Source organism: Halostagnicola kamekurae, assembly GCF_900116205.1.
Taxonomy (GTDB): domain Archaea; phylum Halobacteriota; class Halobacteria; order Halobacteriales; family Natrialbaceae; genus Halostagnicola; species Halostagnicola kamekurae.
On record NZ_FOZS01000005.1, the window covers coordinates 21880 to 48121 of the forward strand.

The following is a 26242-nucleotide window of genomic DNA, read 5'->3' on the forward strand; positions in this document are numbered from 1 at the left end:
TTCGCAGTATTTCGCATCGAACTACCTATATGATCTCGAGTAAGATTTCTTGTCCTTGTGTGTGAACTACCTTTGTTAGCTAAACAGTCAGTCTTTCTCCTTATTTGCACCTAAGTATTCTCTCCCCAGCTTATTATTGGACGTCTCATATTTTATTCTCTCATGACTACAGTATCGTGAACGTAGCAAATTTCCCCAGAGGCGAATTTACCCTATAGTGAATAACTTATCAAACCTCATCGACAGAAATGTGTCATCGATGACTTTTACCAAAATACTCATTAGATCTCTTTCCAATAACCGTGGTATGGATTTCCAACCGTTTGACGAAAAGCAGTTGATATATCAAAATGCTAGTGAGATTTCGGAAAACAAGTTTGCGGAAGATGCCTTTACGTGGGAGAGCGAGTTCCCCTATCAAATCAAGAGGTCCTTGCTGAACAGGATCTACTTGGAATCGGTCTCCCAATGGAGTATGGCGGCGGTGGCTACTTTCCAGTCGAAGTACTACTCGCTCAAGAGGCAGTTGGTCGTGTCTGCCGGATACGGCTCACATCCTCTCCCGTTCGTCGATGGGACCGCCTCGCGTAATCGCCGAGTTGGGCAGCGAGTGCTTGAAGGAAAAGTACTTGCCGAAGGTTTGTGATGGTGACGCGATTCTTTCCGTTGCTATTTCCGAATCGCAGGTTGGATCCGACGCAGGCAACATGCAAACGAGTGTCGAGTACGACGGTGGCGACCTCGTCCTCAACGGAAGAAAAATGTGGGTGACGAAAGCAGAACACTGCTCTGCATTCCTCGTATACGCACGTTTCCCTGACGATAACATCGGTACGATTGTCGTCGATAAAGACACGGATGGGCTCACGCTCGATAACGGAACGACGAATATGACAGGACATACCCAAAACGAGCTCTACTTTGACGACTGTGTCCTCTCACGAGAGCAGGTGCTTGTCCACCAACCGGAAGCGTTCAAAGAGCTGATGATCGAATTCAACTTGGAACGGTGCCACAATGCAATGATGTGCGTGGCGTGTGGATTGAACTCGATGGACCGAGCGCTTGAGTACGCACAGGTGCGTGAACAGTTCGGTCAACCGATTGAGATTTCCAGGGGATCGAGTGGAAGCTCGCGGATATGGCAATAGAACTGGAAGCTGCTCGTCTTTTGACTTATCGGGCGGCGGCGAACGCACAGGACGGTGATCCATCGCGGTTGGAAACGTCGCTCGCGAAGCTAAAAGCCAACGAGGTCGCACAGAAGGTCGTCGACGAGGCGCTACAGATTCACGGTGCGATCGGCTACATGAAAGAGTCACCGCTGGAGTACATGTATCGGTGCGTTCGCGGGTGGAAGATTACCGGCGGCACAGTCGAAGCGCAGCGCGACGGGGTCGCTTCGTATCTCAAAAAGTACGGGCTTGATACGCGATAGCGAGTTACCTTGTGGGAGGACGAGTAGTTATATTGCGGCTGATGATCCCCTGAATTGCCCCACACAACGTTGCTGCCGAACGGGTGCTCGGTACGGCAGGCATCGATCTCCGGCAATATTTTCTAGGGTACGTAGGTTGATGAGACGCACTCGCGAACGCTCGCGTAGGCCGATCCCATAGATCATGATGCTTGTTTCGAACATACAGCATATCGCGAAAGTACTCTGGAGCGATGGCCGGGGCCTCGTCCTCGTGACCATCGCCGCGGGATGGTTCCTCTCGCTCGGCGTTCGAATGGTCTATCCCGCGTTGCTCCCTCATATGCGCTCTACGTATGGAATGAGTCTCTCAACGGCCGGACTCCTGTTGACGACGCTCTGGTTTGCATACGCGATCGGACAGCTCCCAGGTGGATTGCTGGCCGACTGGATCGGTGAAGGGAGAATCCTGATGATCAGTACGCTCGTTTCCGCGGGTATGATCGGGCTGATCGTCACCGCACGTTCGATAGAGGTCCTCTTCGGTGCGACGATACTGTTCGGGCTTACGACCGCACTGTACGGGGTTGCTCGGTTCTCGTCTATCTCTCATCTATACCCGGAACACGACGGTACTGCGATCGGAGTTACGTTGGGTGCTGGTGATATGGGGAGCGCATTGCTTCCGCCCGCTGCCGGGTTCATCGCAACTGTTTCCGTATGGCAGTACGGGCTGGGACTAGCGATGCCGATATTCGCTATTACCGCGGTCAGTCTGTGGGTCTTTGTTCCGACGAAAACTTCTGAGAAGACGGCTGCAGTCAACTCGTTGTCGGTAGATACCGCTCGCTACGTACTCTCGAGAATAGCCAAACCGACGATTCTCGTCATGGGGGTCGTTCAGGTCCTCCTATATTCCGTATGGCAGGCACTGACCGGCTTTTATCCGACATATCTCATCGAGATCAAGGGAATTCCATCGACTAGCGCGACTGTTCTGTTTGGACTGTTTTTCGCGCTCGGAATCATTGTCAAGCCTATATCTGGATCGCTGTACGATCGATTCGGTCCGAAAAAACCCCTCTGGACTATCATTCCAGTATTGATACTTTCGTTAGTCGCACTCCCCCTGATTGATCGGTTCTGGGTGCTTGTCCTGCTGACGATCCCGCTAAGCTGTGTTCTCGGATACGGAACGATTACACTTACGTATATGACTGAATCGTTCCCGTTGGATATGCGGAATACCGGACTCGGTTTCCTCCGAACGGCCTATATGGGGATCGGGGCAATGAGTCCGGTTCTTTTCGGCTATCTCGCAGACCGTGGATACTTCGACGAGGGATTCTTCCTGTTAGCTGGTCTCGCGGCAATTGCGCTCCTCGTCTCCACAAAAATTCCCGATTATTACTGACTGGGGCTCGCGCGATCGGTGCCGCGAGTACGGACGACAAAGGCACTGACCCTAGTTTGAATACACGATCTCGAGTTCTAATTCGTTCGTCATCGCGAGAACCATATCAGCGAGTTCGTCCCGCAGGATCTCTCTGTTGAATCGTTTCGCCGGCCCGGAGAGAGTCAACGCGCCGAGAACACCACCGTTTGGCTCTCGAACCGGTGCTGCCACGGCAGAGATTCCTTTTTGTGTTCCTCGAAATTGAACGCAATTCCTTGATCGCGAATATGCTCTAGTTCGTCGAACAATTCTTCGCGGCTCGTAATCGTCTGGGTGGTCTCCAACTCGAGTCCGTGTTTGTCGATGATTTCTTCGATTCTCATACCGGGTAATCTGGAGAGGATCGACTTCCCGCCTGCGGTAGCGTGGAGTGGAAACGTGTCCCCGTTCGCGTGAATGTTTCAACTGCGAGATCGCCTGTCTTCGAGTACAAGTATCGCCCCCGTCCGTGCTCTTCAACAACGAAAATGATTCGTCCACCGGTTTCGTCTGCGAGCGACTGAACTCGCACTTGAGCCATCCCCGGGTTTTCGCCGGCGGGCGTATTCGCTGATTCAGAGGTACTGATCCGACAGATAGTATAGCCCGCCCTTGTTCAGGACATATCCCTCGGAGCGGAGTGTCTGCAGGTGATCGTATGCGATGCTCGGTGCAACATCGAGTGATTCGGCGGCCTCCGCCACGCGAGCGCCGTCGGCTTCGACTAGCGTCTCGATCACCCCGAGGTTGATTTGTATCGTCTTGATTCCCCTGTTTTTGATCCCATAATGTGGAACTGTGCGTGGAAGCACTTAAAATTCGTGAGCGGAGAAACAACGGCGATTTCGTATTCGCCAGTAAAATCGCTTGACTCGATGGAACCCTGCTATCCCATGAGAGTGTGAAGCTGCTCTGTCGTACACCGATCTAATTAGCCGATATCACTGAATTAGGAGGATGAGGCCGAGGAATTCTGCTTTGTTGAAGCCAATGATGGCATCGGTATCACTGTTTGAGCGCTTGTTCGAGGTTGTAGACAGTGACAATCAACACGAATTCCATGAACTCGCGGTACCATGTGTGAGGGTGTACAGCGGGGCCGGGCCGACGCTTGATGGCCGAAAAGGCAATTTCGGCCATCCAACGCTGGCCGTATAATTCGCTATCCAACCGTGCGTTGTGTGTGTAATCGTAGTGTGCGAAAAGCCGGTGGCGCAGCAAGGGCCGAATGTCCGCTGAACGAAGGGCGTCCCAGAGCGATTGGTCGTCATAGTCTTTGTCGTCGGTGTATCCGTCTTTAGCTAAGAGACGAACCGCGTGACAGCGACGGCTTTGATACCGAAGTCAAAGCTGTCTATCCTGATCGCGGATTCTACAACGGCAAGTGTCTCACGCTGCTCCAAGTACACAACCACACCTATATTGTCCCCGATCATCCAGTGGATGAGGCGATTCATCTGGAACTCTCGAAATGGTGGAGTCGCATCATTCAACACGACTTGACAGGGAAACTCAACGGTCCCAGCTGGACCATGGATTTCCCGTCTATATCGACTGTACGTACCTGAATGGACGATATAACAAGCACGGCGTGGGGTGTTCAGCGGTGTAGCCGTGACGCGCCATTCATCGAGGCTTCACGCGACGCTCGACACCACTACAGCAAATGCTTCGGTATAGAATCGAGTTATCGCTTGTCTGATCAGGTGATAGCGACGACAACGACACGAGACGCGGCGGTCAGACTATACTGTTTTTCGTAGTGAGTTTGCGCTACAGGACGTTTGGCGCTATCTACACTACGAATATGTGACGACGCCCCGCGGAGGCGGGCGTCGCCTCTGGTGGTGGCCATACAAGGAGTTCGTCAACATGATTCGCCGGGCTACGTGGGCAGCCCTCGCGGTGCGTCGGGTCGTCCCTGAAAACTGGCAACCTAACGACCGGTTCTACCGGTAATCACTGACCGGGGACGACGCCTTGTGAGTGGCTACGCTATCGTGCCGGCGGCTGACCGACGTCGCCGACAGCTCCGTCTTCGATTAGCGTTGTTCAACCGCTATAGACAACTCATCGCGACAGAACAGGTGGCTCAGGTCAGGCTAACTGGCGATGCTTTGTGAGGTACTGAGAATGGGTGATTGATCAGAGGCCACTGGAAATACGGATTCCCGGCTCTGTTGAAATCCTTAGTGAGTTACAGGTTCAGTCGGTAGTTTGAGTAGATGCAGACCCTCCCAAAGTCTCGGTTGCTCCGATTTGTCGAGGAAGCATTTCAGTTAGCGAAACGTGCCGTAGCTCGATACTCCTCGAAGTTCTCGAAACAACGCTACACGCTCCATCAGCACATCGTTCTCCTCTGTCTCAAGGTTCGGAAGAACACGACCTATCGTACACTCCTCGACGAACTCATCGAGATGCCCCGTATCCGGAACGCGATGAATCTCACTGAACTCCCTGCGCCGTCTACGCTATGCAAAGCGTTCAACAGACTTGATATGGCTGTCTGGCGAGTGCTGCTCAATCTCTCTGTTTCACTGCTCCCGACCAACGGCGTTGCGGGGATCGATGCTTCGGGATTCGACCGCAGTCACGCCTCAAAACACTACACGAAACGAACCAAACCCACGATTCAGCAACTCAACACTGCTGGTCGGTTCCAAAGTGAACGCAGTCCTTGATTTACACGTGACGACGACACGAAAACACGATAGCCAGATCGCTCCGTCGTTGATCAAACGTAACCCCGAAACTATCGACATCCTGATTGGGGACAAAGGCTACGACGACCAGAAAATCAGACGGCTTGCCCGCCAACACGAGGTTCGCCCACTGATCAAGCATCGTGAGTTCCCATCGCTCCACAAGGCATGGAACGCACGCATAGACGCTGATCTCTACGGCCAGCGGAGTCAATCCGAGACTGTCAATCCCACGCTCAAGCGAAAGTACGGTGCATTCGTCCGCTCACGACGCTGGTGGAAACAGTTCCGTGAACTCACCATTGCCTGTCTCATTCATAATGTAGACCGATCACTTTGAACGGTCAATACAGATGGTGGAGTTATCCGGATGTGCTAAAACTACGTATACACTGTCAAGAATGTCTCGCTGAACACAGGGTAAAGGTTGCTGAGGTAAATTTCCATCTCTCTATATAATCTCAGAAGTCAGATGGTAAATCCATGATAGTTCGTGCTACATGGGGTTCAAGGGCCCATTGATCAATCCCCGTTGTAGTCGTTATCTGGGGTGCAGAGATCGTCTTCCAGCCGTTCAGAGAGGGAATTACACCTTTCAAACCACAGTCGAATTCCGTTGTTCGGAGTCAAATCAGCAACCGCAGCGTAACAGTCAATCTCTTGCTCCGCTTCTTGCTCTTGGTCGGAAGACCGAATCGCATCGCCGTTACCAACCAGCACAGAAGCCGTACTCTCGTGGCCTTTTAATTGTACTTCTATGCGATACTGGCCCGGCTTAGATGGCCAGCCACAATCGGTAGTCGTATCGGGGACGACTCCTCCCCCCACTTCATATGCATCTAATTCTTCAGTTGTCGAGAAGACCGACTCCTCGTTGTCATACACCTCAATGTGAGCAACTTGGGGTTGTTGAGTCTGATTCGTCACCGCGATGCGACCCAGATACACGTCCTGTCCGTCAAAAAAGGATAGACATCCTCCAGTCCCTCCGGCGAGAGCCGAAGAAACAACAGCAAGCATTACGCGCCGTCTCATAGTTGTCACATTGACTGTCCTATGGAAAGATGAGCTTTGTGACTCGTCTACCCATGTGGATGATAGGTTCTACTGCCTTCTACGTTGCTGTCGTCGTATTAGATGCGCTTGTATTCAGTCCACCTATGAATAGTACCTCTCTGAGGATTCGTGTGCAACGGAATAGTGTTCGCTCTCACCACTATATGGCTGTGTGAGCGCACCTGAGTAGATGATACACCTAGAAGAGTCCAGGATTTCATTGACCGACAACTATTGAATTGACGATAAGTGCTTTCTGGGATCTAAGTGTTCAGTATACAGCTCTCATTGACCGGCTGTTTCAGGCGGAAATATATCTGAAGAATAGGATTTCAACAGAGCCAGATTCCCACATCTCCTGAAACCAGTGCTGTGGGCGTCATTACTGGCTACTTACCGTCCCATCCACTCGGGTTCGATGTCTTCCCGAAATGCTCGGACTCCCTCTTCGTGGTCGTCTGTGTAACGGAGTGCGCGAGATGTCCGGTGTTCGTATAATCGCCCGAGTTCCCGGTCCGTCGCGAATGAGGCGTTTACGGCGTCTTTGACCGCCTGAACGGCGAGTGGTGGTTTCTCAGAAATGGTCCGTACGAATTTTATAACATGGTTGTTCAGGTTGTCTGCTGGGACACTTTCGTTTACAATACCGTCTCGTTTGGCCTCCTCGGCACTGATATGCTTACCGGTCATACACAGCTCCTTCGCACGGCTTGGTCCGGCCAACTCCGCTAGTCGTTGTGTTCCACCACCACCAGGAATAATTCCGAGATCGATCTCTGGCTGTCCGAGCGTGCTCCGCTCGCTAGCAAATCGGAAATCACAGGACAGTGCCATCTCAAGTCCGCCACCAAGACAGTAGCCGTCAATCTTCGCGATAACGGGACGCGAGAATTCCTCGGCGAGCTCGTATTCTCCACCGGGTTTGGATACGCCGGCGGGAACGTCGTGCGAGTCGTTCACGTCTGCGCCTACGGAGAAGGCCCGATCCCCCGCTCCGTTGACGATAACGGCACGAATGTCGTGTCCTTCTTCAATCCGATCCTGCAGTTCACGAAAACAGGTCGCGTACTCGCGTCGAAGCTGCTTCGAAAGCGCGTTGAGCGACTCCGGTCTATCGAGTGTGATTGTTCCGTACTTTAGCTCTTGATCGAAAGACCAGCGAATGGTCTCGAAATTAGTATCCAGCATCTGAATTATCGTTTACGAGAAGCGGAAAATAGCATACCGATTCCTCCTATATTTTCCGTGAAGGGTATACTTAAATAATATAAATCTCTCCATGGAGGACTTTGAATACCAATGCAGAAAGGTGCCAAAGGTTTAATATATCCATCGATCATCGGTGTATATGGCGTATCAAGAAGCGGCTGTCGTCGACCAGCTTGCTGATTTTGTAGCCGAACTGCACTTCGAGGACCTGTCTGAAGACACTGTACATACCGTGGAGCGGGCGTTCGTCGATACGGTCGGTGTGGCGCTCGCCGGTCTTGAGGAACCGGCGGGTGAAAAGGCGTGTGCTGCGTTCGGTACGACCGCTGCACTGTTTTCAGATGTCCGCTCCGCAAACGAGCGTGCGCTCGCGATTGGTACTGCGAGTCATGCGCTGGACTACGACGACCTCTCGTGGTCAATGGATGGGCATCCGAGCGTGACGCTTGTCCCGCCGCTGCTAGCAGTCATTCCCGAGACAGTGGCATCCGGTCGTGACATTATCACAGCATTTGTGGCCGGTTACGAAACGGAGTGTGCGATCGCATACCCGGTCATCCCGACACACTATAAGTCGGGATGGCACGCCACGGCAACGTTTGGGGTCTTCGGTGCGACTGCTGCAGTCGCAAAGCTTCTTGATCTTGGCCGGACGGAGATGCGAGAGGCAATCGCAATCGCGGCCTCAATGGCCTCGGGAACGAAGGAGAACTTCGGTTCGATGACAAAGCCCCTCCATGCGGGTCTCGCGGCTCGGTCCGGTGTCACTGCTTCCAAGCTGGCGGCGAACGGATTTACAGGTGGAGACTCCGCCTTCGAAGGCGATGCAGGTTTCTGGGCGCTATATGCTGACGGCCCAGAAGCCGAATTTTCGATCGGTGACGGACTTCAACTTGAACAGTATGGTTTACAATTGAAAGCATACCCTTGCTGTTACTTCACTCACGCCAGTATCGCTGCCACGGAAGAGTTACAAGAGAACCATAGCATCGATCCGAACGACATTGACACGGTCGAGGTCCTGACGTCGGCCGCTGCAGACGATGCACTCCAGTATGACAATCCGGACGTCCCAAGTGAGGGAAAATTCTCGATGCCGTACGTCATTGCGAGTACGCTGGTGACCGGTCGGGTTACTCTCTCAACGTTTGAACCGGAACACTTTGGGAACGAAGCGGTTCGAGAGATGATGGACCGTGTCGAGTTCATCGTCGATGAGAATCTACCGTACAATGCGAACAGCGGTACGGTCCGTATTACAACCGCGAATGGAACGTACGAGAAGCATCGAAAATATCCTCCTGGGACGTATCACGATCCGCTTTCCAAAGCAGAACTGCATGAGAAGTTTTACGAGTGTACCGAACGAGTTATCCCCCAGGAAACTGCTGACGCGGTCTACGAACAGTTGGTATCGCTTTCGGAACACTCTTCGGTCACCGGGTTAGCGATTGAGTCTACCGGCTGTGTTGAATCACTAGGTGACGACGGGATAGGTCGATAAATCAAAGGTGTTGAAGCGGGTGGCTACGAGTGTCTATGGCAGCACTGTTTAGATATGAGTTTGAGGAATGAGCAGGTGGTGGCGAGAAGTACTCATGCAACTCACCAACCTGGTCAGAGAGAGCTTAGACGTGGATTGTGATGAGATTTGGGAAAATGAGCGCACCCCAACCACCTTGACGGGTGTCGAGGTGCGCCTGTATTCGATGGGATTGTCTGTTCGGAAGGCCGTCGCAGTCCTCGAATTACTCGGTATTGGTCGTTCTCACGATGCAATTTGGAACTTGACGCACAAACCGTCGGCGGGTTGCGGTCGATGAGAAACAGATCGAGGTCAACGATGAGAACAAGTGGTTGTACACCGTGATTGACACAGAATCGAAGCCCTTCTCCAAAGCGACGTGTTTAGCTGTCCCCAGAACGTCTCGCGTTCTGGTGTGCGAACGAGACGCACAGCGTCTCGCCAACGCCGCGGGGTCAGTTCCGCGGCGGCGTTCTTGCATCGACTTGCCGAGAAACACGAAATTGACGGACAGAGTTTCTCGTTGATGCTGGCGGCTATCTGACTGCCCTCGCGCGTCATGGATTGACCGGTCAGCTCAACTACAGCGATCGAAACCACGTCGAAAAGTGGTTTCAGACTCTCTCAATGCGGATCGACCGCTTTCACTCGTTCTGTCGGGGAAGTTCAGTCAGTGCAAGACACTGGTTCAGACGCTTCAGACACCACTATAACCACAATCGCCCGAATCAGGCACTCAATGGTCGAACACTAGGTGAGGAGGTGCTGAACTAGACAGTGCCAACCGGACCCTTTAGTATCGAAAGCAGTTATAGAACCTCCTCATGTTCATTACCGGTTGACTATGCGATATTGATAAACGATCGTAGAGAGCCCATCGTCGTGAATGTACTTTTCTACCTCCAACCATCAACATGTTAATGTATGCTCTCTCATAGACTATTAATAGTTCGGTAGATCCGATCGGCTAGAGTTGAGCAAGCTCGGTCACCGGTTTTCGGCCCCGAAATAGAAGTCGATACGAATATTAGCTACTATCCTCTCAATTGATCTGTGAACGCATTCGGTAGGACCGACTTTGAGAAAACATCAGCGCTGGGACTCACTTGCGCCATCGCAGTGCTCGCAATCGGTGTTCTCACTCCCTTTGAGATCCTCGAGTACGAAGTGCAACTCGTCTTCTCGATTTTCTTTGCAACAGTGTTACTATGGATTACGAAACCAGTCCCGTACACGATCTCGAGCGTTCTATGTGTAATTCTACTCTACGCGCTCGGCGTGACATCGTCTTTCGAGGAGGCGACAGTCGGATTTGCGTCGACACTCGTGTTTTTCATGGTCTTGCTCTTGCTCATTGGCAAGAGCGTCCCGAAAGTCGGGCTCGATAAATGGATTGCCAATCTTCTGGTGTCTCCCGGGAGCACGCCCCAGAAGTCGATCTACCGACTTGCTGCTACACTTCTCTTTCTGGCGTTCCTCATGCCGTCTGGAACAGCGCGGACAGCGACATTCTTCCCTATTGTTGATCAGATAAACAAGTTGTATAACATTGACGATGACAGCTCGTTCCGTCGGTTAGCGTACTATGTACTCGGTCATCTGAATCCGGTCGGTTCACTGGCGCTGATGACTGGCGGTGGAATGGCGGTTACGACTGCCGAGCTGACCAATTCGATCGTCCGTCCGATCACGTGGGTCGAGTGGGCGTTCTACATGATTCCGCCGATTATCCTCCTATTCAGTATTAGCATTGCCGCAGCGAGTTTCACGTACGATGTCGATGACGATCACGAACTTCACATGTGTGAAGTCCGGGCTGACGGTTCGACGAACGGTATCGACGGCAATACGAAATCGCTCACGAACGATCAGCTAATCGTTGTCGGAACACTCCTCGTTGCAACCTGTCTTTGGATCATCGGCTCGTTCGTCGGTGTCCCGTCAATCCTCCCCGCGATGCTCGTCGTCCTCGTGTTCTCGCTACCGGGCGTTCGTATAATCACTGCCAAGGAAATTCGTAACATCAACTGGGGAGTTATCTTTCTAATAGGCGCGATGCTCTCGCTGCTCAACGTCATGCAGGACCTGAACGCATTCGATTTCCTCGTTATCAGTCTCGCGTCTTTCCTGCCGATGGACGCATCGACTTCGGTTGTCCTCTTCTTACTCTTCCTCGTTGCCGTTCTCATTCGGACGGCGTTCTCTTCGGTCTCTGCGTCGTTCCTCGTGATGTTTCCGATTCTTCTCGAGTTCGCATCACTGCTAGAGATAAAACCGCTGTATCTCTCATTCGGACTCTCAATTCTCCTAATGTCGGGCACATTTCTCCCGTTCAATAATCCGACTGTACTGATAGCGTACGAAAAAGGACCGCTCACAACGGCCGAAGTCGCCTTGCTCGGAGCGTTCACATTAACATTCGGATTCGTCGTCGTCGCGCTTAGTTGGACAATATATTGGCCGCTTGTAGACGCCGTTGCGCCCATGTAGGCTGATAGTTCTCGGAGTGCTGGAATCGCCGTGTTATGACAACTGCAGCACTTCACCGTCAGGCCGAAGTTCAATACGTTCAGCACGCACGAGAGTAGCCGTCATTTTGACGAACTACCGGTCGGTGAACTGATCGACCGCCATTCGGTAGGTGTCTGCATCAACGCTATTGTTTCGAAACCATCCCGGTCCATAGTCGACAATTATTGACGTCAGTGGACTCGGCAGTATTATTGTCCGTCGCGATCATACTGATCGCTGCCTTCCGAACGCCTTCGTCGTGTGAGGTGTGTTCACGAAACCGCCCGAAAGCGACTAAAACACCCTGAAAACCCCTCCTCTCAGATTATTGTATAATCCCACCTGAACAGGACGCTGACTCCCTCTACTACGAGCCCTACAACGAGTCGTATCCGGTCATCTGCTTCGGCGAGTCCAGCAAGCACTTCGTGGCCACGAACGCAACCCGTATCAATCATCACTACAAACGCAACGGGAACTGCGGGTACATCTTGCCACAATACCGTTGATTAGGTGAGCGAACGTCGAAATTACCAAGCAGAGACGTATCACGAAGTGACCGATCGGATATGTGATTTCTGCCGGCCACCTCGACACCGTGACCATATAGAGGTTGGAGAAGTCTACCTTAGCGCCTTCGGAGAACTACTCGTCCGAACCCTACATAAACCGATAGGGTTTGATCTTTGGCTCGACGACTTATGAATGCGGTTGTCAGTGCACAGCGCCTGGTACGGGAAGAAACGATTCTCAACCGCCCTAATCGCTGCTCGTACGGATGCGTTCGCCGTCTTCCCAGACGTAGTAACCCTCGCCGGTCTTCTTGCCGAGTTTGCCCGCGCGGACCTTTCGGCGCAACGACTGCGGCGGCTTAAATCGTTCGCCGAGTTCTTTGCGGAGGTATTCGGCGATGTGCAGGCGGACGTCGAGTCCGACGTGGTCGGTCAGTTCGATGGGCCCCATCGGATGACCGTAGCCAATCTCCATCCCTTCGTCGATGTCCGCTGGGCTGGCGACGCCCTCCTCAACCATCCGGATCGCCTCGAGGCCGAACGCGACGCCCAGCCGAGAGGTCGCGAAGCCGGCCGTGTCGCAGACGACGACGTCTTCCTTCTCTATTCCCTGAACATAGTCGACGGCGAACTCTTCGGTGTGGTCGTTGGTCTGCTCGGCGACGACGATCTCAACTAGATCCATGATATGGGGTGGATTGAAGAAGTGCAGTCCCACCGCGCGCTCGGGAAATTCAAGTACGCTGGCCATCTCTGTGACCGACAGAGAGGAGGTATTCGAGGCGATTACGGTGTCCTCGCTGGTCGCCGCCTCGACATCCGAGAAGACCTCTTGCTTCAGGTCCATATCCTCGGGGACCGCCTCAACTACCAAATCGGCGTCATCGACCGCTGCCTCGAGATCAGTCGTCCCCTCGATGCGCCCAAGGGTTTTCTCCATCTCTGCCTCGGTAAACTTGTCTCTGTCGACGCCGCCCTGAAGGTTCTCGCGAATCCCCTCAAGGCCGTCCTCGACGAGGTTTTCCTCGATGTCTCGCAGGACCATATCGTGGCCCGCCATTGCTGAGACCTGTGTGATTCCGTGGCCCATACTCCCGGCTCCAAGGACTGTGATTCGCATACATCAGAAAGCATTGTATACTGTGAAAAGGATTCCCCTTCTCTATCGGCGAGATGCACATACGCAAAAAATTTATAATGTATACTCTGGTAATATATTCAACCTATAAGGTACGAACCTTAAACCCGTACCGCGTCACACCCTCCTGTGTGTAGATACGACGGATTGTGGTCTCGATCCGTTCGCCGACTTCGAATGCGTCAGGGGTAGCATCGGTCCCCATCGCCACAATGCTTGCAGTTTCGTCGCCGCTCTTTGTCTCGAGGGCCACGATCATCGCCGCGTAGTCGCCTGAGCGGGCCTGTTGTTCGGTAAACTCCGGTGGAGCGCCTCCTTGAGAAATAGTAGTTACGGCCTCGATCGTACCCTCACCGGGGAGTTCAACAGGTTCGTAGTCGACGAGCGATTCACAGTCAGCACATGCTCCCTCTGGTGGGAACGAGAGTGCGCCGCAGTTAGGGCAGCGGCCAGCCTCAAGGCGGTAGCGCTGGGCGATCGATCGGCGCCACGATGGGACGCTGACGTATGCGCCACCGCCGGAGGGTGGTCCGGTCGTGACGACGCCGCGCTGGCGCAGATACTCCACGTAAGAGAGGTTTCCGTCGCCCTCAAGCGTGGTGTTCGCCGGAACGTCACCACTAGTTTCTACGACGAGTGCGTCCGCGCCCGCGCCGCTACCGTGGGAGACCGCAAGAACGGAGTTAGCGCCGCCCGCGAGCACCGTCGCTAGCGAAACCGGGACGCTCGCAGCGCCCAGATCGCCCAAGTCGTGGACCGTTGCGGCTGCCCGGATCTCATCAGTACTGACGCTCGCCGCGCTCGCTGCGCGGTAGGGGAGTTTGCCATCGGGTGCCTGGATCGCGGCTGTTTCTGGGTCCAAACTGACCTCAAGGCCGTCGACGGCACCACCGATCGTCTCGAGGAACGCTTGCCGATCGTACTGGGTGATACCCAGTCCTTGTGTCTCGTCCTCACCGCTGTTGCGGAACCGCGTTCCCGGATACGGCACCGAGTACTCGGCACGGTCGATGATCTCGGCTGGCCCATTGCGCTCGAGGACGAACGCAGCACTGCCGGCACCGGCAGCGTGGTCCATCCCGCCGTCGGGGTCGCCCCTCGGCGCATCGGCCGCAATTACGAGTCCGGTGGTTGCGTCGGCGCCGACGGCGTCCATTCCGGCCCAGAGCGCGCGCGTTCCGGCGCGCGTACTTCCGGTAAAGAGCTGACGAGTCGCCGAATCGGGGAGTGCGAGCATCGCACCCAGTCGCACGGTTATGTCCTCCTCGGCTGCAGGCGGTCTCGAGGAGGCAAAGGCGAGCCAGTCGACGGCTGCGGGACCGATGTCGGCGGCTTCGAGGGCCCGTGTGGCAGCCTCATAGCCCATCGTCAGGGCATCCTCGTCGGCTGAGGTGACTGCTTTCTGGGTTACACCGGCAGCGTGAAACTGGCCCCACGCTTCCTCAAATGCTTCGGACGTAATACGGAAGCGGGGTGCGTACGCGCCTACGCTAGTGATTGCGGGCATCACGCGCTCACCTCCGCCTCCTTTTCAAATACATGAACGACGGCTGCACCGCCGCTCCCGCCGACATTGTGAGTAAGTCCCCGAGTCGGGTTTTCGACTTGTCGCTCTCCCGCCTCGCCAGAGAGTTGTTTGAACACCTCGACGACCTGGCCAGCACCGGTCGCGCCGATTGGGTGTCCCTTCGATTTGAGGCCACCGGAAGTGTTGACGGGGAGGTTGCCGCCGAGTTTGGTCGCGCCGGACTCAATGAGGTTGCCCGCCTCCCCGCGTTCGCAGAAGCCTAAGTCCTCATAGGCCAGTAGTTCGGCGATCGCAAAGCAGTCGTGGACCTCCGCGAAGTCGAGATTGTCGGGTCCGACATTGGCCATCTCGTACGCTGACTCGGCTGCCTGCTGGCTCGCCGGTACGCCTGTGTACGTGTCGCGCTGGTAGAGGCCAACGCTGTCGCTACCGGCACCGACTCCGGCAATCCGAATCGGGTCATCCGTGTAATCATCAACAACATCCTCGCTGACGATCAGCGCACAGGCCGCACCGTCCGAGGTCGGACAACAGTGATAGAGATTGAGCGGGTCTGCGACGACCGGTGCAGACTGGGCGTCCTCAAGCGAACACTCGAATCCTAATTGGGCATGGGGATTCTTCGCGCCGTTCGAGTGGTTCTTGACGGCGACACGGGAGAGGTGTTCGCGTGTGGTCCCGTACCGTTCCATATGGACGCTGGCCATTTGGGCATAAACGCCGGAGAACGTGGTGCCGGAGAGGCGTTCCCACTCGGTCTCACCCGAGACGCCGAGCCAGTACTTTGTGGCGTCGGAGCTCATGTCGGACATGATCTCGAAGCCGCCCGCCAGCACAACGTCTGCCATCCCCGATTTGACGGCTTGGACAGCCTGTCGGGTCGCAAATCCGCTGGCTGCACAGGCGTTCTCGACGCGTGTACAGGGGATGCCACCAAGACCGACGTGTTCGGTCACTGCGGGCCCCGAGAGGCCGAGTTGGCGACCACCGACACCTAGGTTACCGATAAACGTCTCGTCAATGTCATCGCCGTCGATCCCGTTTGGAACACTTTCCGTCGCCGCTTCGAATGCCGTCCGGAACAGCGACCGGTAGCTCTTCTCTGGAAAAGCTCCATAGTCCGACTGCCCCGCACCGACGAGATACGTGTCTCGCATATCTATTACTCCTGTTGAATTCATATAAGGATACTGTTATTGAGGAGAATGGCCACTGTCTATTAGATGTGGCACCATCACTATCTAGATATCATACGCTCTTGTGTAGCCCATTGTTGATGTAGAGCTGTCTTGCAATTCTATGCTGGTTTTGTGGAAATAGACTTTGAGAACAAAGTTACTTATAGGAATAGTTTTGTCCTCACCGTAGTAGTCGCGTCTGTATCAACAATCTCCTACGGAAGAGCGTAAGTCTATTACATGTCTATCGGTTCGTTTCGGGGAAATCAAATCGATTTCAATAGTAAGATTCGTCTGTGGAGTGGTGGGGAGATTTGTTTGATATTGTGGGTTAACGTCGAGTATCGGATTCAATTATTTGATTCTTACCGTCACTGAACACTATCTATCCCCACTCATTCTCGAAAGGGCATATCATTAATAGGGTGGAGCGCTGATATGTGAATTGAATGGTAATCGTTGCAGCTGTGGATCGATCCGATCCACACGAAGGCGTTGTCGAAGAGGCGAACAAATTAGCGGTCGCGTTCGAAAAGCCGTTACACGTCGTTCACGTCTTAAACCGTGGTTCATTCCTCAAATTAGAACGGGCAAGTGTCGAGAAGGAGGGTGAGTCAGTCCCAGTGGATAAAGTACGGTCGATGGCGAAAGAAATCGCGGCGGACGCCACCGACGGCATCACGCCCGATGCAGAAGCAGTCGGATTAGTCGGTGATCCGGCCGATAAAGTGGTCGAGTACGCTGATCAGAACGACGCCTCGTACATCGTCGTTGGAGGTCGGAAACGATCCCCAGTCGGAAAAGCGCTATTCGGCAGTGTAACGCAGTCTATATTACTCGACACATCGCGACCGGTGGTTACTATCACGGACGGCAGTAGTTAGCATCTGTGCTCGGCGAGTGGACAAGGTATACTATACCATTGTCAGGCCTGCTATTTTTAGGAATATAATGGTACTCTCGCGAGATGAACCCCTCGATTTGAGGCAGTTAGTGGCGGATCGTCGCGTCGCCGTCAAGAACAACCGTGCCATCAGCGTTCTCGACGGAGATATCCACTTCAGCCGTCATTTCACCGTTATCACTGTCTATCTTGGATACTTTACCGGTTACAATCAGGCTATCACCAGGTCGAACAGTGTTCACGAAACGAGTACGGAATCGCGTCACTGTCCGTACTGGCACCCACTGCGTGAGCGCAGATGATGCGATTCCGGCAATGAGCATCCCCGGCGCAATTACTCCATCCTGACCTCCTTGTTTAACGAACTCGTCACTGTGATGAAGTGGATTAAAGTCACCACTCGCACCGAGATACCGAACGATTTCTGTTCTGCTGAGTTGATCGATCTGAAGAGTGGGCATAGCGTCTCCAACTGAGAGGCTATCGCAATCTAGTGCCTTCATATGTTGTCACTTCCCCGTTCAATTCGGGTTCGCCGTTCAGTAACGACGGTTTCATCGTTTTGGTTCGTGTAGGTCGTCTCTAGCACCGCAAACGTAAGCGTTCGACCGTCACCACCGGTTTTCTGATAAACGTCAGTAAGTCGCGTGACTCCATCGATCGAATCGCCGACGGTTACGGGTCGTCCGTATTCGTACTCCTGCTCCCCGTGGACGGTCCGCTCGGGATCGAAGCCGAGATCGAAACCGAAGGAGGAATCATCGTCACCATGCCTATAACGAGGGAAGTAACCTACTCGTGTGAACGTGAGCGGCGCCGGGATGTCATTGTAACCAGTTTCTTTCGCTGCTTTACGTTCATAGAATACTGGGTTCTGGTTCTTCGTCGCACGTGCAAACTCAGCTACTTTCCCAGCCTCAACATTAAGCCCAGTTACCGTCTGACGTCTCTCTCCGACGAGTTCTTGAAGTTCCTGAAGAGATTTTTCGGGCATGGTGTTCAGAGTTCCTCGTGGTTCTCGATCCTGCGTCGCCAAGCAGACGGGATTGATTTGGAGTGTCCCCCTGCACGATCATATACTACCTGTATCGTCTCAGCTCTCGCTACGGTTTTTCCGTCCAATTGGAAGGAGTACTCCATCGTGATACTAGAGGCGCCAAGATTAGTCACCTGTACTTCGATATCTACGGTGTCATCACGAGTAATTTCGTCGGCATAGTCGATGGACATGTGGACGATAACAGTGTTGGCTTCTCTGAGGTCGTACTCTAATACTTCCTCGTAATAGCTCGCACGCGCCTCTGCGAGAAAATTTGGGTACTTAGTATTGTTAACATGGCCCGTCGAATCGATATCTTGAAACCGAACGGGTATCGAGGTGATGTGTGTATCACTCATCACCATGTAGTACCTCATCGGCGAGTATAAATACCGCGGATATAGGGTGAAAACGGCGGCAAACTATCTACAAAGATCCGGAAGCAGTATTCCTATAAATTACTACGCCGTCCCGAGACGATATCCGTCTATGCGGCCCACTTTTCGCGTTGTTTCTTCACAACCGGTCCAAGGGTCAACGCTATGATTGCGATGACGATTAGCAACGAGAGAGGTTGGTTTACGAAGACCATTAGGGATCCATCGGACAAGACGAGAGATCGCGCAAGATTTTCCTCGGCGATCGGACCGAGGACGATTCCCAACACAAGGCCGATGATCGAGTAGTTATACTTCTTCATATAGTAGCCGATAATCCCAAGGAGGAACACGGAGAATACATCAAGCCAGTTCACCCTGAGCATATAGCTACCAACGACACCGAGAACGATAATCGCGGGAATAATAATATCAGTGTCAACTTTTGTCAGATATCCCATTCGGCTGATGAACGTTAACCCGATCCCCAGAATGATGAAGTTCCCGAGGAAAAGCGCGAGAAACACCGTGTACGTGGTCGACAGGCCTGAAGAAAACAGGTTCGGTCCCGGTTGAAGGCCATGCATGATGAGCCCACCAAGGAGAACTGCAGTCGATCCGCTTCCGGGGATACCGAACGAGAACGTCGGAATGAGCGATCCGGGGATCGTCGCGTTGTTCGCGGACTCTGCCGCGATAACTCCTTCGTGACTTCCCTCTCCAAACGAATCCGAATCCTTCGAAGAGCGGAGTGCTTCCGCATAAGAGACGAATGTCGATACTGTCGAACCAGCGCCAGGAACGGCACCAATACCCATCCCGATGAGACTGGACTTGGCAACTAACAACGGCCGTTCCAACACGGATTTGACTCCAGACTTAATCGAACCACTGAGTTCCGAGGATTCCTTTGCGACGGTACCCTCTTCACCGGCTAGGTTAATCATTTCTGCAAGTGCGAAGAGCCCGATAAGGGCGGCGACGAAACTTATACCGTCGTAGAGCTGGTAATAACCGAAGGTATAGCGTTGCTGGGGCACCATTGGTGCGATGCCGACCGTCGCGATGAGAAGGCCGAACATTCCAGAAACGATGCCCTTAGCAAGCGAACCGCGTGCAACGATGGCAATCATCGAGATACCTAAAAGCGAGATCAGGAAGTACTCGGGCGACCCAAACAGTAACACCATCCGAACGAGGAACGGAGAAATGAGAACGAGAATAATGATGGTGATGAAGCCGCCGATGGTCGACGAAACAGCCGACATCGCAAGAGCGGTCACTGCCTCTCCCTTTCTGGAAAGAGGATACCCGTCAAGTGTCGTGGCTGCGGCGGCCGAGGTTCCAGGAGCATTGAGCAGAATCGCCGCGATACTGCCCCCGTACATTGCACCGCTGTAAATGCTTACGAGTAGGATAATCGCATTTACGCCGCTAAGCGGTAGTGTGAGTGGAAGAACGAGCGCCATACCGAGCGATCCACCGATGCCTGGGAGCGAACCGACAAAAATTCCGAAGAGCACCCCAACCGTCAGCCAGAGGACAGGCTCTCCTGTGGAGATCGTCTGAAGCGCCTCAACGAATGCTGTTGACATCGACATGGTTTAACCTACGAACACCCCTGTATTGAGTCGAATATTGAGGATCAGTATAAACAAGTACACAATCGCATAGGACCCAAGCGTCAATCCGATCGTTACGTACCACTTGTGCCTCACCGCCAACGAATACGCCAGCGCAAATATTGGCGACGCAAATAGGAATCCGATGAGATATGATAACAGCACGTATCCGGCTGTCAGGACGACAAGGATGAACCGCTTACTCCGTATTGTACTATCAAGAGAATCAATCTCAGACGGGCCAGTTGTTCCAGCGTCTGAATCTACTCTTGAAGCTTCATTGGCTGTCTCGGTGGCTTCTCGCTTATTACTCACTTCTTCGACCTCCTCTTCATGCGAGCCAAATATATCTCCGGAATCGTCTGTAAATGCGCGAAGGGGAGCTGGAAGGTAGCTGCTGAACAAGATCAGGAAAGCGCCGATCGCTGTGGCTGCAGCGCTGAACCTGGGGAATAATCCCGATGGATCTCGAAATGAGGTCGCTTCAATGAACATGTATGTCGAAGCCACTATCAGTCCGACAAGGAATACATGCTCACCAGTTATTTTTCGAAACGGGTGATCTGGCTGATTGTCAATCATAATCAAGCACACTCTATCACACAGTCTCGCTTTGATTACCTTATACTTTTTCATACCACGGGGAACACATCATGATATCTATTAGTACTCAGTGGAATTGTTTCATGGTTGCCAATCCGTTCTTGATAAAGGAGATGTGGTTTGTCCAGACTCGCAATATAACCCTTCGTGTCTGTCCTCATATCGGGTAAGTTTTCGTGGAGGATTGCCATCTCCGCGAGGGTCATTGCCTGATAGTTGGGATCAGTAATGATCGTACCGACCTTCCCTGAAGGCTGTAGATCGGCCATTTGGATCCAGTTATGTACGGTTGTGCGACATCGCTCCCATGCCAGCGAGGATTGAGACGGTATCCGCCAACGGCAGTCCCACAAGATAGTGTTGAATACTGAGTTTTATCGCAAACTTGGGTGTTACCTCTTGCTCTATAAACTCCAACTCTGGGAAACCGCTATGTTCTGTGAGGCGGACGGTTTCTTGCATGGACATTAAGAATTGATGTCCGCTTCATCCCTCAACTTATCTGAATACTATCAGCTACGAGAGGATGAACATTCATGTGACCGTCCAAAATACGGTATTCGATGGCTCAAAGAAAGTCGAAATCGGTAACTCATGTAGCACGGCGTCTACCGTTCACGACGACCTTGTCTTGTATAAGACAGGTTATTACTCGCGGAGTTCGTCTAGATCAATTCGATCGTCAATGCTGAATGCATCTTGAATAGCCTGAGTCGTCTCTTCAGGACCGCGGAAGAGGACTTCGTTACCCGTTTCATCGGACCACTGTTGGACTTCGTCCGAATTGATGGCCGCTTCGTATGCATCTGCTAGGGTTTGCACGCGTTCATCGGGTGTCTCGGGCGCGACACTCGCTGTTCGTGTGATTTCCCCAGCGAAGTCCACGTCAGCCCATCCCGCATCCGATGTGGTGGGGAGATCAGGGAAAACAGTAGATCCCTGTGTAGTAAGCGCTGCGACCATATCGATAGTCCCTTCGTCGGCGGCGCCTGCCGCTGCCGAGTCAGTCGCAACACCGGCAGGTATCTCGCCTGATGCAGCCGCCTGTATGGTCGGCCCAGAACCGTCGTAAACAACCCATTCTCCCCACTCGATGTCTCCCTGATTGCGGAGTTCAATCATCGCAGCATGGTTCGCGGCGCCAAGAGATCCCCCAAAGTCGGACAGTTCTCCGTTCGCGTATCGGTTAGCCAGGTCTTCTGGCCCTTCTATTCCGAGTTCCGGGTTTGCGAAGATAACATACGGTGTTCGCCCATACTGACAGACTCCCTTGAGCTTAGAGAGATCCTCGTTTGTGGGATTAAGGAGCCAGGAGATTCCTGCTGTCGGCAACGTGTGACCGACATGAGTGTATCCATCTGGTTCGGCGACGAAGGCCTCTGTGATACCAGCTATCGATTCAGCACCGGGGACGTTTTCGATCTGTACGTTGACACCCAGTTCTTCACCAACTGTCGGGAGAATTGCCCGGGCGTAGGTGTCAGACCCGCCACCTTCACCGTACGGGACAATATGCCGAATATCTTGACTCGGAAATTCTCCGCCACCACTGCCGGAACTCGGTCCGCTAATGCAGCCTGCAAATCCAATTGTTGTAGCCGCACCCATACCCCTAATGAGCATTCGCCTGTTGTAATCTACCATGCAATGAAGTCCAATCAGCGTGTGGTATTAAACATTATGGATATTCATGTATGATATCGTAATATTCTGTCCCCTTCTTTATATTACAACATTCAGCACTTTATCACCCCGAAATCAATAGTCACAGGATCCAGCAATGTGTTGTAGGGTCTCACCTATAAAGATTATATGACTAGGATATAGTGATGGGGGTCTCAAGGACTGTGTGGAATCATTAGATAGCTTCGGGGAAGATCAGTAAATCGAAGGAGTTGAAGCGAGAAAATTTGGTTGTCCATGACGCAAATCTCCCGCTTCACCAAGCGTTGTGTCTCGGTTGCTCAAAGCGTTACGTGAACGAGGCGAATCCGCCGCCTCGCAGGGTGGCGGATTCGCCGACTATGCCCTCGTTTCGCTGAATTGTCTCCGGATTTACCTTAATACTCTTATCGAATGACGATCGATTTGCTGAAAGAAACGCCACAAATAGCAGGGGAGATCGGCCAAAGCGGCCGATCTCCCCGTACCCTCCACGCTGTGTAAGGCGTTTGACCGGATTGAGATGAGCGTCTGCCGAGTGCTGCTGCGCCAGTTGGCACAGCTGCGCGTTCTCTCTGAGCATGCTGCGATCGATGCAACGTTCTATGAACGAGACCGTGCCAGCCGCCATTACTGCCATCGAACGAATTATCGCGTTCAGACGCTCAGAATTACAAAACTCGTCGATCAGCAACGCAAGCTGTGCTCGATCTTCACTGTTCGACGACGTTAGAAGGTAGCGACGCGGCTCTTTGTGAGCAGATCGCCCGCGTTCTGACGGGCGATCTGCGGTCTCTAGCCGCTGATAAGGGCTATGACAAGCAACAACTCCGCGACCGACTCCGTGACCTCGACATTCGACCGCTGATCAAACGCCGGACCTTCGCGCCGTACGATCACGCACACAACGCCCGCATTGACGAAGATCGGTACGCTCAGAGGTCAATGACCGAAACCGTCAACTCCGCCGTCAAGCGCTCGCTCGGCTACGCCGTGCGAGCGCGTAGCTGGTATCGAGAGTTCTGTGAAATTGCTCTGATGTGTGCCGTCTACAACATCAAACGCGCTTGTCAAACAGTGAAATACACCGCCTTACAGCGATTCAACAGAGCCGTCTGAAGGGATTAGTATTCCCGATCGAACTCGGGATCACGTCCCTCAATGACTGCATTCACCGCCTCCGTATGCTCGGGATCATTCACACAGTCCCACTGTGCCTCTAACGCGGCTTGTGTATAGTCCTCGAAACTGTGATTCAGATCGATGAGCTGCTTCGTGTTTTGCATCGCAATCGCCGGTTTGTCGCGGAGTTCGTTTGCCAACTTCCGAGCTCGATCCATCGTTTCACCGTCACTCACTGCCTCCACAGCCAACCCTAGGTCGACGGCCTCTGCTGCCTCGATATCACGGCCGGTTAGAATAAGTTCTTTTGCCTTACTCTCGCCTACGAGTCGAGGAAGTAGCCACCCTCCACCGTCGCCCGGGACTAGCCCGATATTGATGAATTGTTGGCGAAGGAACGTCTCCTCGTTCATTATTCGGAGATCGCATGCAAGTGCGAAGTCGCATCCAGCCCCAACTGCCGGGCCATTCACCGCTGCGATGGTGGGTTTCTGTCCGAAATAAAGCAGTCGGTTGACGTTCTGAACAAGCCACAGATGTGACCCATACAGGTGTTTTTCTTCTCGATCTTCTCGCCCATCCATCGACGTAACATCTGCGCCACTACAGAATCCCTTTCCGCGCCCTGAAAGTATGACCGCGTACACCGAATTATTTGTCATGGCCGACTGAAGTGCTTCGTTCAGCTCAAGTAGCGTTTCTTCGTCAAACGCGTTCATGAGATCAGGCCGATTGATCACTACTTCAGCACGACCGTTGACGATATCGTAGTCAATCTTCGTATATGCCATCGTGAAATATACGGAAACTTTCCGTATTAAGCGTTACTGTTTCGGTTATACGACCCGCAATATTGGTCAGTTGTCTGCGTGAAGACTATCGATTTCTTCTCTCGAATACCCGCCGATCTCCTTGAGGACTTCATCCGTGTGTTCGCCGAGCTTCGGGGCTGGCTGAACATCAGGACTCTCGCTGTTGGAGAATTTGATTGGCATTCCAGGCACGGGAATTTCGTCCCGCCCTTCACTCCGATTCGGAAGATAGTTGAGCATATCTCGATGCTCAAGGTGAGGATCTTTGATGATCTCCTCGATCGTCTGGACTGGTGCGCACGGAACATCCTCAGTGAGGAGTACATCGACAACGTCGTTCTTCTGTTTTCCCTCCAGCCAATTTTCAATAGTACTATCAATTTCGTCCATTTCCTGTGCCCGCTTGACCTTCGAGCCGTACTCCTCGCAAATCATGTCCTCACGTCCCATGAGCTCTGCGAGACTCTTCCACTGATGTTCAGTGATGCAAATAATGGCTACGTAGCCGTCTTCGACCTCGTAGACGTTGTAGGGAGAGATAGCGAGACCGGAATGTTTGTTGCCCGTCCGTGGGGGCGCGTCCATCTCCGACACCCACGACGAGACGGGGGAAGCTAACGTCGGATACATGCAGTCGAACATACCCACTTCGACGTATTGGCCCTCACCAGTGAACTCCCGTTCGAACAGCGCAGCCATCACACCGACGACGAGATGAATTCCCCCGAAGAAGTCGCTAATAGCTGGCCCAGCCTTTACGGGATCCTGATCCGGGAAACCAGTCGTGTGGATAGCACCGCTCATGGCCTGTATCGTCAGGTCCATCGCAGGGTACTCGGCGTACGGACCGTCGTCCCCGTAGCCAGAACCGTGGGCATACACCAATTCTGGATTCAACTTGTTCAAATCCTCGTATCCCAAGCTAAGGGAATCCATCGTTCCCGTCGAGTAGTTTTCGATGATGACGTCTGCCTTTTCAGCCAACCGCCGAAACGCTTCGCGGCCGTCCTCATCTTTAAAATCGATGGTGACCCCCTTCTTATTCGGGTTTAAGTATTGATACTGAGGGGGCTTGCCGTCCTCGGTGCGTGTCCGAATGTTTTCTCCCCAGGGTGGCTCGATCTTGATTACGTCTGCACCAAGATACGAGAGGATCATCCCGCAGTAGGGGCCTTGATAAATTTGACCGAGATCTAGCACTCGTACTCCGCTTAATGGTTGCCGCATAGCAGATATAGGATAGGCAGGGGTCAAAAAAGTATCTCCTGCAGCGGGATTAGTCGAGACCGTATTTTTTCAACACCCCCTCCGATTGTATTCCGCTGTACCTCGACCGTTCCACCGGCGATTTTCCATCCACGGATCCACCGATAGAGATACTCAAGCGGCAATTCTTTCATGTATCCAGAGGCACCATGAATCTGAAGCGCCTCATCGATGACCGAGTGGCCTACTTCGTTGGCCTTCACCTTCGCAATGGATGTCTCTAATCGGGACGGCTCGCTATCGATAGCGTTCGCGGCCACAAGGTAGATGAGGAGACGAGCGGATTTCAACTCGATCACTGTGTCAGACAGTTCTCATTCGATCCCTTGATCCTGTTCCTCGGACAGCTAAAAGCTCATAGCTGGCTGTCATTAGTCTCCTATATGTGGATTTTGGATTGTCGAATGATTTGTTCGCAACGGCAACCACCATGCAGAAACTCCTATTTTCACTTTGGTAACTGCTTACAGATTGCTTCGCGGGATGATCATCGAAATAGACATCACAGCCGTTGGTAACGGGATAAATTCATACTACTACTATTAGAGTTATTTTCCCCTAGAGAAAGCCACACACAGATCGACGGGGACTCAGTTAAAGTGGGGAATATCGCGATAAGCGAGT

Annotated in this window: 22 protein-coding genes and 7 pseudogenes; 11 read left to right on the forward strand and 18 right to left on the reverse strand. The window is 53.0% G+C overall.

Annotation, left to right across the window (positions count from 1 at the left end; genetic code table 11):
* Positions 1-307: 307 nt before the first annotated feature.
* The 4 genes from BM348_RS22590 to BM348_RS18460 all read left to right on the forward strand — a co-directional run bounded on the left by BM348_RS22590 (position 308) and on the right by BM348_RS18460 (position 2831).
* The gene (locus BM348_RS22590) at positions 308-646 is read left to right on the forward strand and encodes a hypothetical protein (RefSeq protein ID WP_245779537.1); all 339 of its coding nucleotides are present in this window, start codon (positions 308-310) and stop codon (positions 644-646) included.
* Positions 615-1151 (forward strand): acyl-CoA dehydrogenase family protein, encoded by a 537-nt coding sequence (locus BM348_RS22255; RefSeq protein WP_217642043.1) that lies wholly within the window; start codon positions 615-617, stop codon positions 1149-1151. The genes BM348_RS22590 and BM348_RS22255 overlap by 32 nt, the downstream gene beginning before the upstream one ends.
* Entirely contained in the window at positions 1142-1438 is a 297-nt protein-coding gene (locus tag BM348_RS22260) for an acyl-CoA dehydrogenase family protein (RefSeq protein ID WP_092907286.1), read from the forward strand. The genes BM348_RS22255 and BM348_RS22260 overlap by 10 nt, the downstream gene beginning before the upstream one ends.
* Before the next feature lie 184 nt (positions 1439-1622).
* Positions 1623-2831 carry an MFS transporter gene (locus tag BM348_RS18460; protein WP_092907288.1) on the forward strand — a complete coding sequence of 403 codons (1209 nt, stop codon included), beginning with the start codon at positions 1623-1625 and terminating at the stop codon, positions 2829-2831.
* A 51-nt stretch (positions 2832-2882) separates the two neighbouring features.
* Here BM348_RS18460 and BM348_RS22485 read toward each other — a convergent pair.
* The 3 genes and pseudogenes from BM348_RS22485 to BM348_RS22490 all read right to left on the reverse strand — a co-directional run.
* A pseudogene (locus tag BM348_RS22485) lies at positions 2883-3271 on the reverse strand (IclR family transcriptional regulator).
* A gap of 156 nt (positions 3272-3427) precedes the next feature.
* Positions 3428-3592 carry a helix-turn-helix domain-containing protein gene (locus BM348_RS20820; RefSeq protein ID WP_175507252.1) on the reverse strand — a complete coding sequence of 55 codons (165 nt, stop codon included), beginning with the start codon at positions 3590-3592 and terminating at the stop codon, positions 3428-3430.
* A 265-nt stretch (positions 3593-3857) separates the two neighbouring features.
* Positions 3858-4121: pseudogene (locus BM348_RS22490) on the reverse strand (transposase); the annotation flags it as partial.
* A gap of 56 nt (positions 4122-4177) precedes the next feature.
* Here BM348_RS22490 and BM348_RS18470 point away from each other — a divergent pair.
* Positions 4178-4811 (forward strand): annotated as a pseudogene (locus BM348_RS18470) (ISH3 family transposase); the annotation flags it as partial.
* Between the two features lie 266 nt (positions 4812-5077).
* Positions 5078-5894, forward strand: a pseudogene (locus BM348_RS18475) (IS5 family transposase).
* 182 nt (positions 5895-6076) lie between these two features.
* Here the strand turns inward: BM348_RS18475 and BM348_RS18480 are convergent.
* Together BM348_RS18480 and BM348_RS18485 are read right to left on the reverse strand one after the other, a co-directional pair.
* Complete coding sequence (locus BM348_RS18480; RefSeq protein WP_092907292.1) at positions 6077-6574, reverse strand: hypothetical protein; 498 nt, start codon at positions 6572-6574, stop codon at positions 6077-6079.
* Between the two features lie 429 nt (positions 6575-7003).
* Complete coding sequence (locus BM348_RS18485) at positions 7004-7798, reverse strand: enoyl-CoA hydratase/isomerase family protein (RefSeq protein ID WP_092907294.1); 795 nt, start codon at positions 7796-7798, stop codon at positions 7004-7006.
* A 160-nt stretch (positions 7799-7958) separates the two neighbouring features.
* Here BM348_RS18485 and BM348_RS18490 point away from each other — a divergent pair, with 160 nt between their 5' ends.
* From BM348_RS18490 to BM348_RS18500, 3 genes and pseudogenes are all read left to right on the forward strand, one after another.
* The gene (locus tag BM348_RS18490; protein ID WP_092907296.1) at positions 7959-9323 is read left to right on the forward strand and encodes an MmgE/PrpD family protein; all 1365 of its coding nucleotides are present in this window, start codon (positions 7959-7961) and stop codon (positions 9321-9323) included.
* A gap of 94 nt (positions 9324-9417) precedes the next feature.
* Positions 9418-10118: pseudogene (locus BM348_RS18495) on the forward strand (IS6 family transposase).
* Between the two features lie 279 nt (positions 10119-10397).
* Complete coding sequence (locus BM348_RS18500) at positions 10398-11834, forward strand: SLC13 family permease (RefSeq protein WP_092907298.1); 1437 nt, start codon at positions 10398-10400, stop codon at positions 11832-11834.
* 780 nt (positions 11835-12614) lie between these two features.
* Here BM348_RS18500 and BM348_RS18505 read toward each other — a convergent pair.
* The 3 genes from BM348_RS18505 to BM348_RS18515 form a co-directional block, all read right to left on the reverse strand.
* Positions 12615-13487: a 3-hydroxyacyl-CoA dehydrogenase family protein gene (locus BM348_RS18505; protein WP_092907300.1), complete on the reverse strand. Its 873-nt coding sequence runs from the start codon at positions 13485-13487 to the stop codon at positions 12615-12617.
* Positions 13488-13590: 103 nt separating this feature from the next.
* Entirely contained in the window at positions 13591-15012 is a 1422-nt protein-coding gene (locus BM348_RS18510) for a zinc ribbon domain-containing protein (RefSeq protein ID WP_092907395.1), read from the reverse strand.
* The gene (locus BM348_RS18515; protein ID WP_092907302.1) at positions 15012-16190 is read right to left on the reverse strand and encodes a thiolase domain-containing protein; all 1179 of its coding nucleotides are present in this window, start codon (positions 16188-16190) and stop codon (positions 15012-15014) included. The genes BM348_RS18510 and BM348_RS18515 overlap by 1 nt, the downstream gene beginning before the upstream one ends.
* Positions 16191-16660: 470 nt before the next feature.
* On the opposite strand from BM348_RS18515, the gene BM348_RS18520 reads away from it, so the two are divergent.
* Positions 16661-17095 carry a universal stress protein gene (locus BM348_RS18520; RefSeq protein WP_092907304.1) on the forward strand — a complete coding sequence of 145 codons (435 nt, stop codon included), beginning with the start codon at positions 16661-16663 and terminating at the stop codon, positions 17093-17095.
* Between the two features lie 106 nt (positions 17096-17201).
* On the opposite strand, the gene BM348_RS18525 is transcribed toward BM348_RS18520, so the two are convergent.
* The 7 genes and pseudogenes from BM348_RS18525 to BM348_RS18560 form a co-directional block, all read right to left on the reverse strand.
* Positions 17202-17576 (reverse strand): MaoC family dehydratase, encoded by a 375-nt coding sequence (locus BM348_RS18525; protein ID WP_175507253.1) that lies wholly within the window; start codon positions 17574-17576, stop codon positions 17202-17204.
* 38 nt (positions 17577-17614) lie between these two features.
* Positions 17615-18109 carry an FAS1-like dehydratase domain-containing protein gene (locus BM348_RS18530; protein ID WP_092907308.1) on the reverse strand — a complete coding sequence of 165 codons (495 nt, stop codon included), beginning with the start codon at positions 18107-18109 and terminating at the stop codon, positions 17615-17617.
* Positions 18110-18114: 5 nt separating this feature from the next.
* The gene (locus BM348_RS18535) at positions 18115-18513 is read right to left on the reverse strand and encodes an acyl-CoA thioesterase (protein ID WP_175507254.1); all 399 of its coding nucleotides are present in this window, start codon (positions 18511-18513) and stop codon (positions 18115-18117) included.
* A 128-nt stretch (positions 18514-18641) separates the two neighbouring features.
* Complete coding sequence (locus BM348_RS18540) at positions 18642-20126, reverse strand: tripartite tricarboxylate transporter permease (RefSeq protein ID WP_394328115.1); 1485 nt, start codon at positions 20124-20126, stop codon at positions 18642-18644.
* A 9-nt stretch (positions 20127-20135) separates the two neighbouring features.
* Positions 20136-20735 (reverse strand): tripartite tricarboxylate transporter TctB family protein, encoded by a 600-nt coding sequence (locus tag BM348_RS18545; RefSeq protein WP_175507255.1) that lies wholly within the window; start codon positions 20733-20735, stop codon positions 20136-20138.
* Positions 20736-21007: 272 nt separating this feature from the next.
* Positions 21008-21218, reverse strand: a pseudogene (locus BM348_RS22040) (IS6 family transposase); the annotation flags it as partial.
* A gap of 186 nt (positions 21219-21404) precedes the next feature.
* Positions 21405-22400: a Bug family tripartite tricarboxylate transporter substrate binding protein gene (locus BM348_RS18560; protein ID WP_092907321.1), complete on the reverse strand. Its 996-nt coding sequence runs from the start codon at positions 22398-22400 to the stop codon at positions 21405-21407.
* Between the two features lie 276 nt (positions 22401-22676).
* Between BM348_RS18560 and BM348_RS18565 the strand changes: the two are divergent.
* Positions 22677-23537, forward strand: a pseudogene (locus BM348_RS18565) (IS5 family transposase).
* A 5-nt stretch (positions 23538-23542) separates the two neighbouring features.
* On the opposite strand, the gene BM348_RS18570 reads toward BM348_RS18565, so the two are convergent.
* The 3 genes from BM348_RS18570 to BM348_RS18580 form a co-directional block, all read right to left on the reverse strand.
* Positions 23543-24331: an enoyl-CoA hydratase/isomerase family protein gene (locus tag BM348_RS18570; protein WP_092907323.1), complete on the reverse strand. Its 789-nt coding sequence runs from the start codon at positions 24329-24331 to the stop codon at positions 23543-23545.
* A 66-nt stretch (positions 24332-24397) separates the two neighbouring features.
* The gene (locus tag BM348_RS18575) at positions 24398-25579 is read right to left on the reverse strand and encodes a CaiB/BaiF CoA transferase family protein (RefSeq protein WP_092907325.1); all 1182 of its coding nucleotides are present in this window, start codon (positions 25577-25579) and stop codon (positions 24398-24400) included.
* Positions 25580-25602: 23 nt separating this feature from the next.
* Positions 25603-25917: an acyl-CoA dehydrogenase family protein gene (locus BM348_RS18580; RefSeq protein WP_175507256.1), complete on the reverse strand. Its 315-nt coding sequence runs from the start codon at positions 25915-25917 to the stop codon at positions 25603-25605.
* Between the last annotated feature and the right edge of the window lie 325 nt (positions 25918-26242).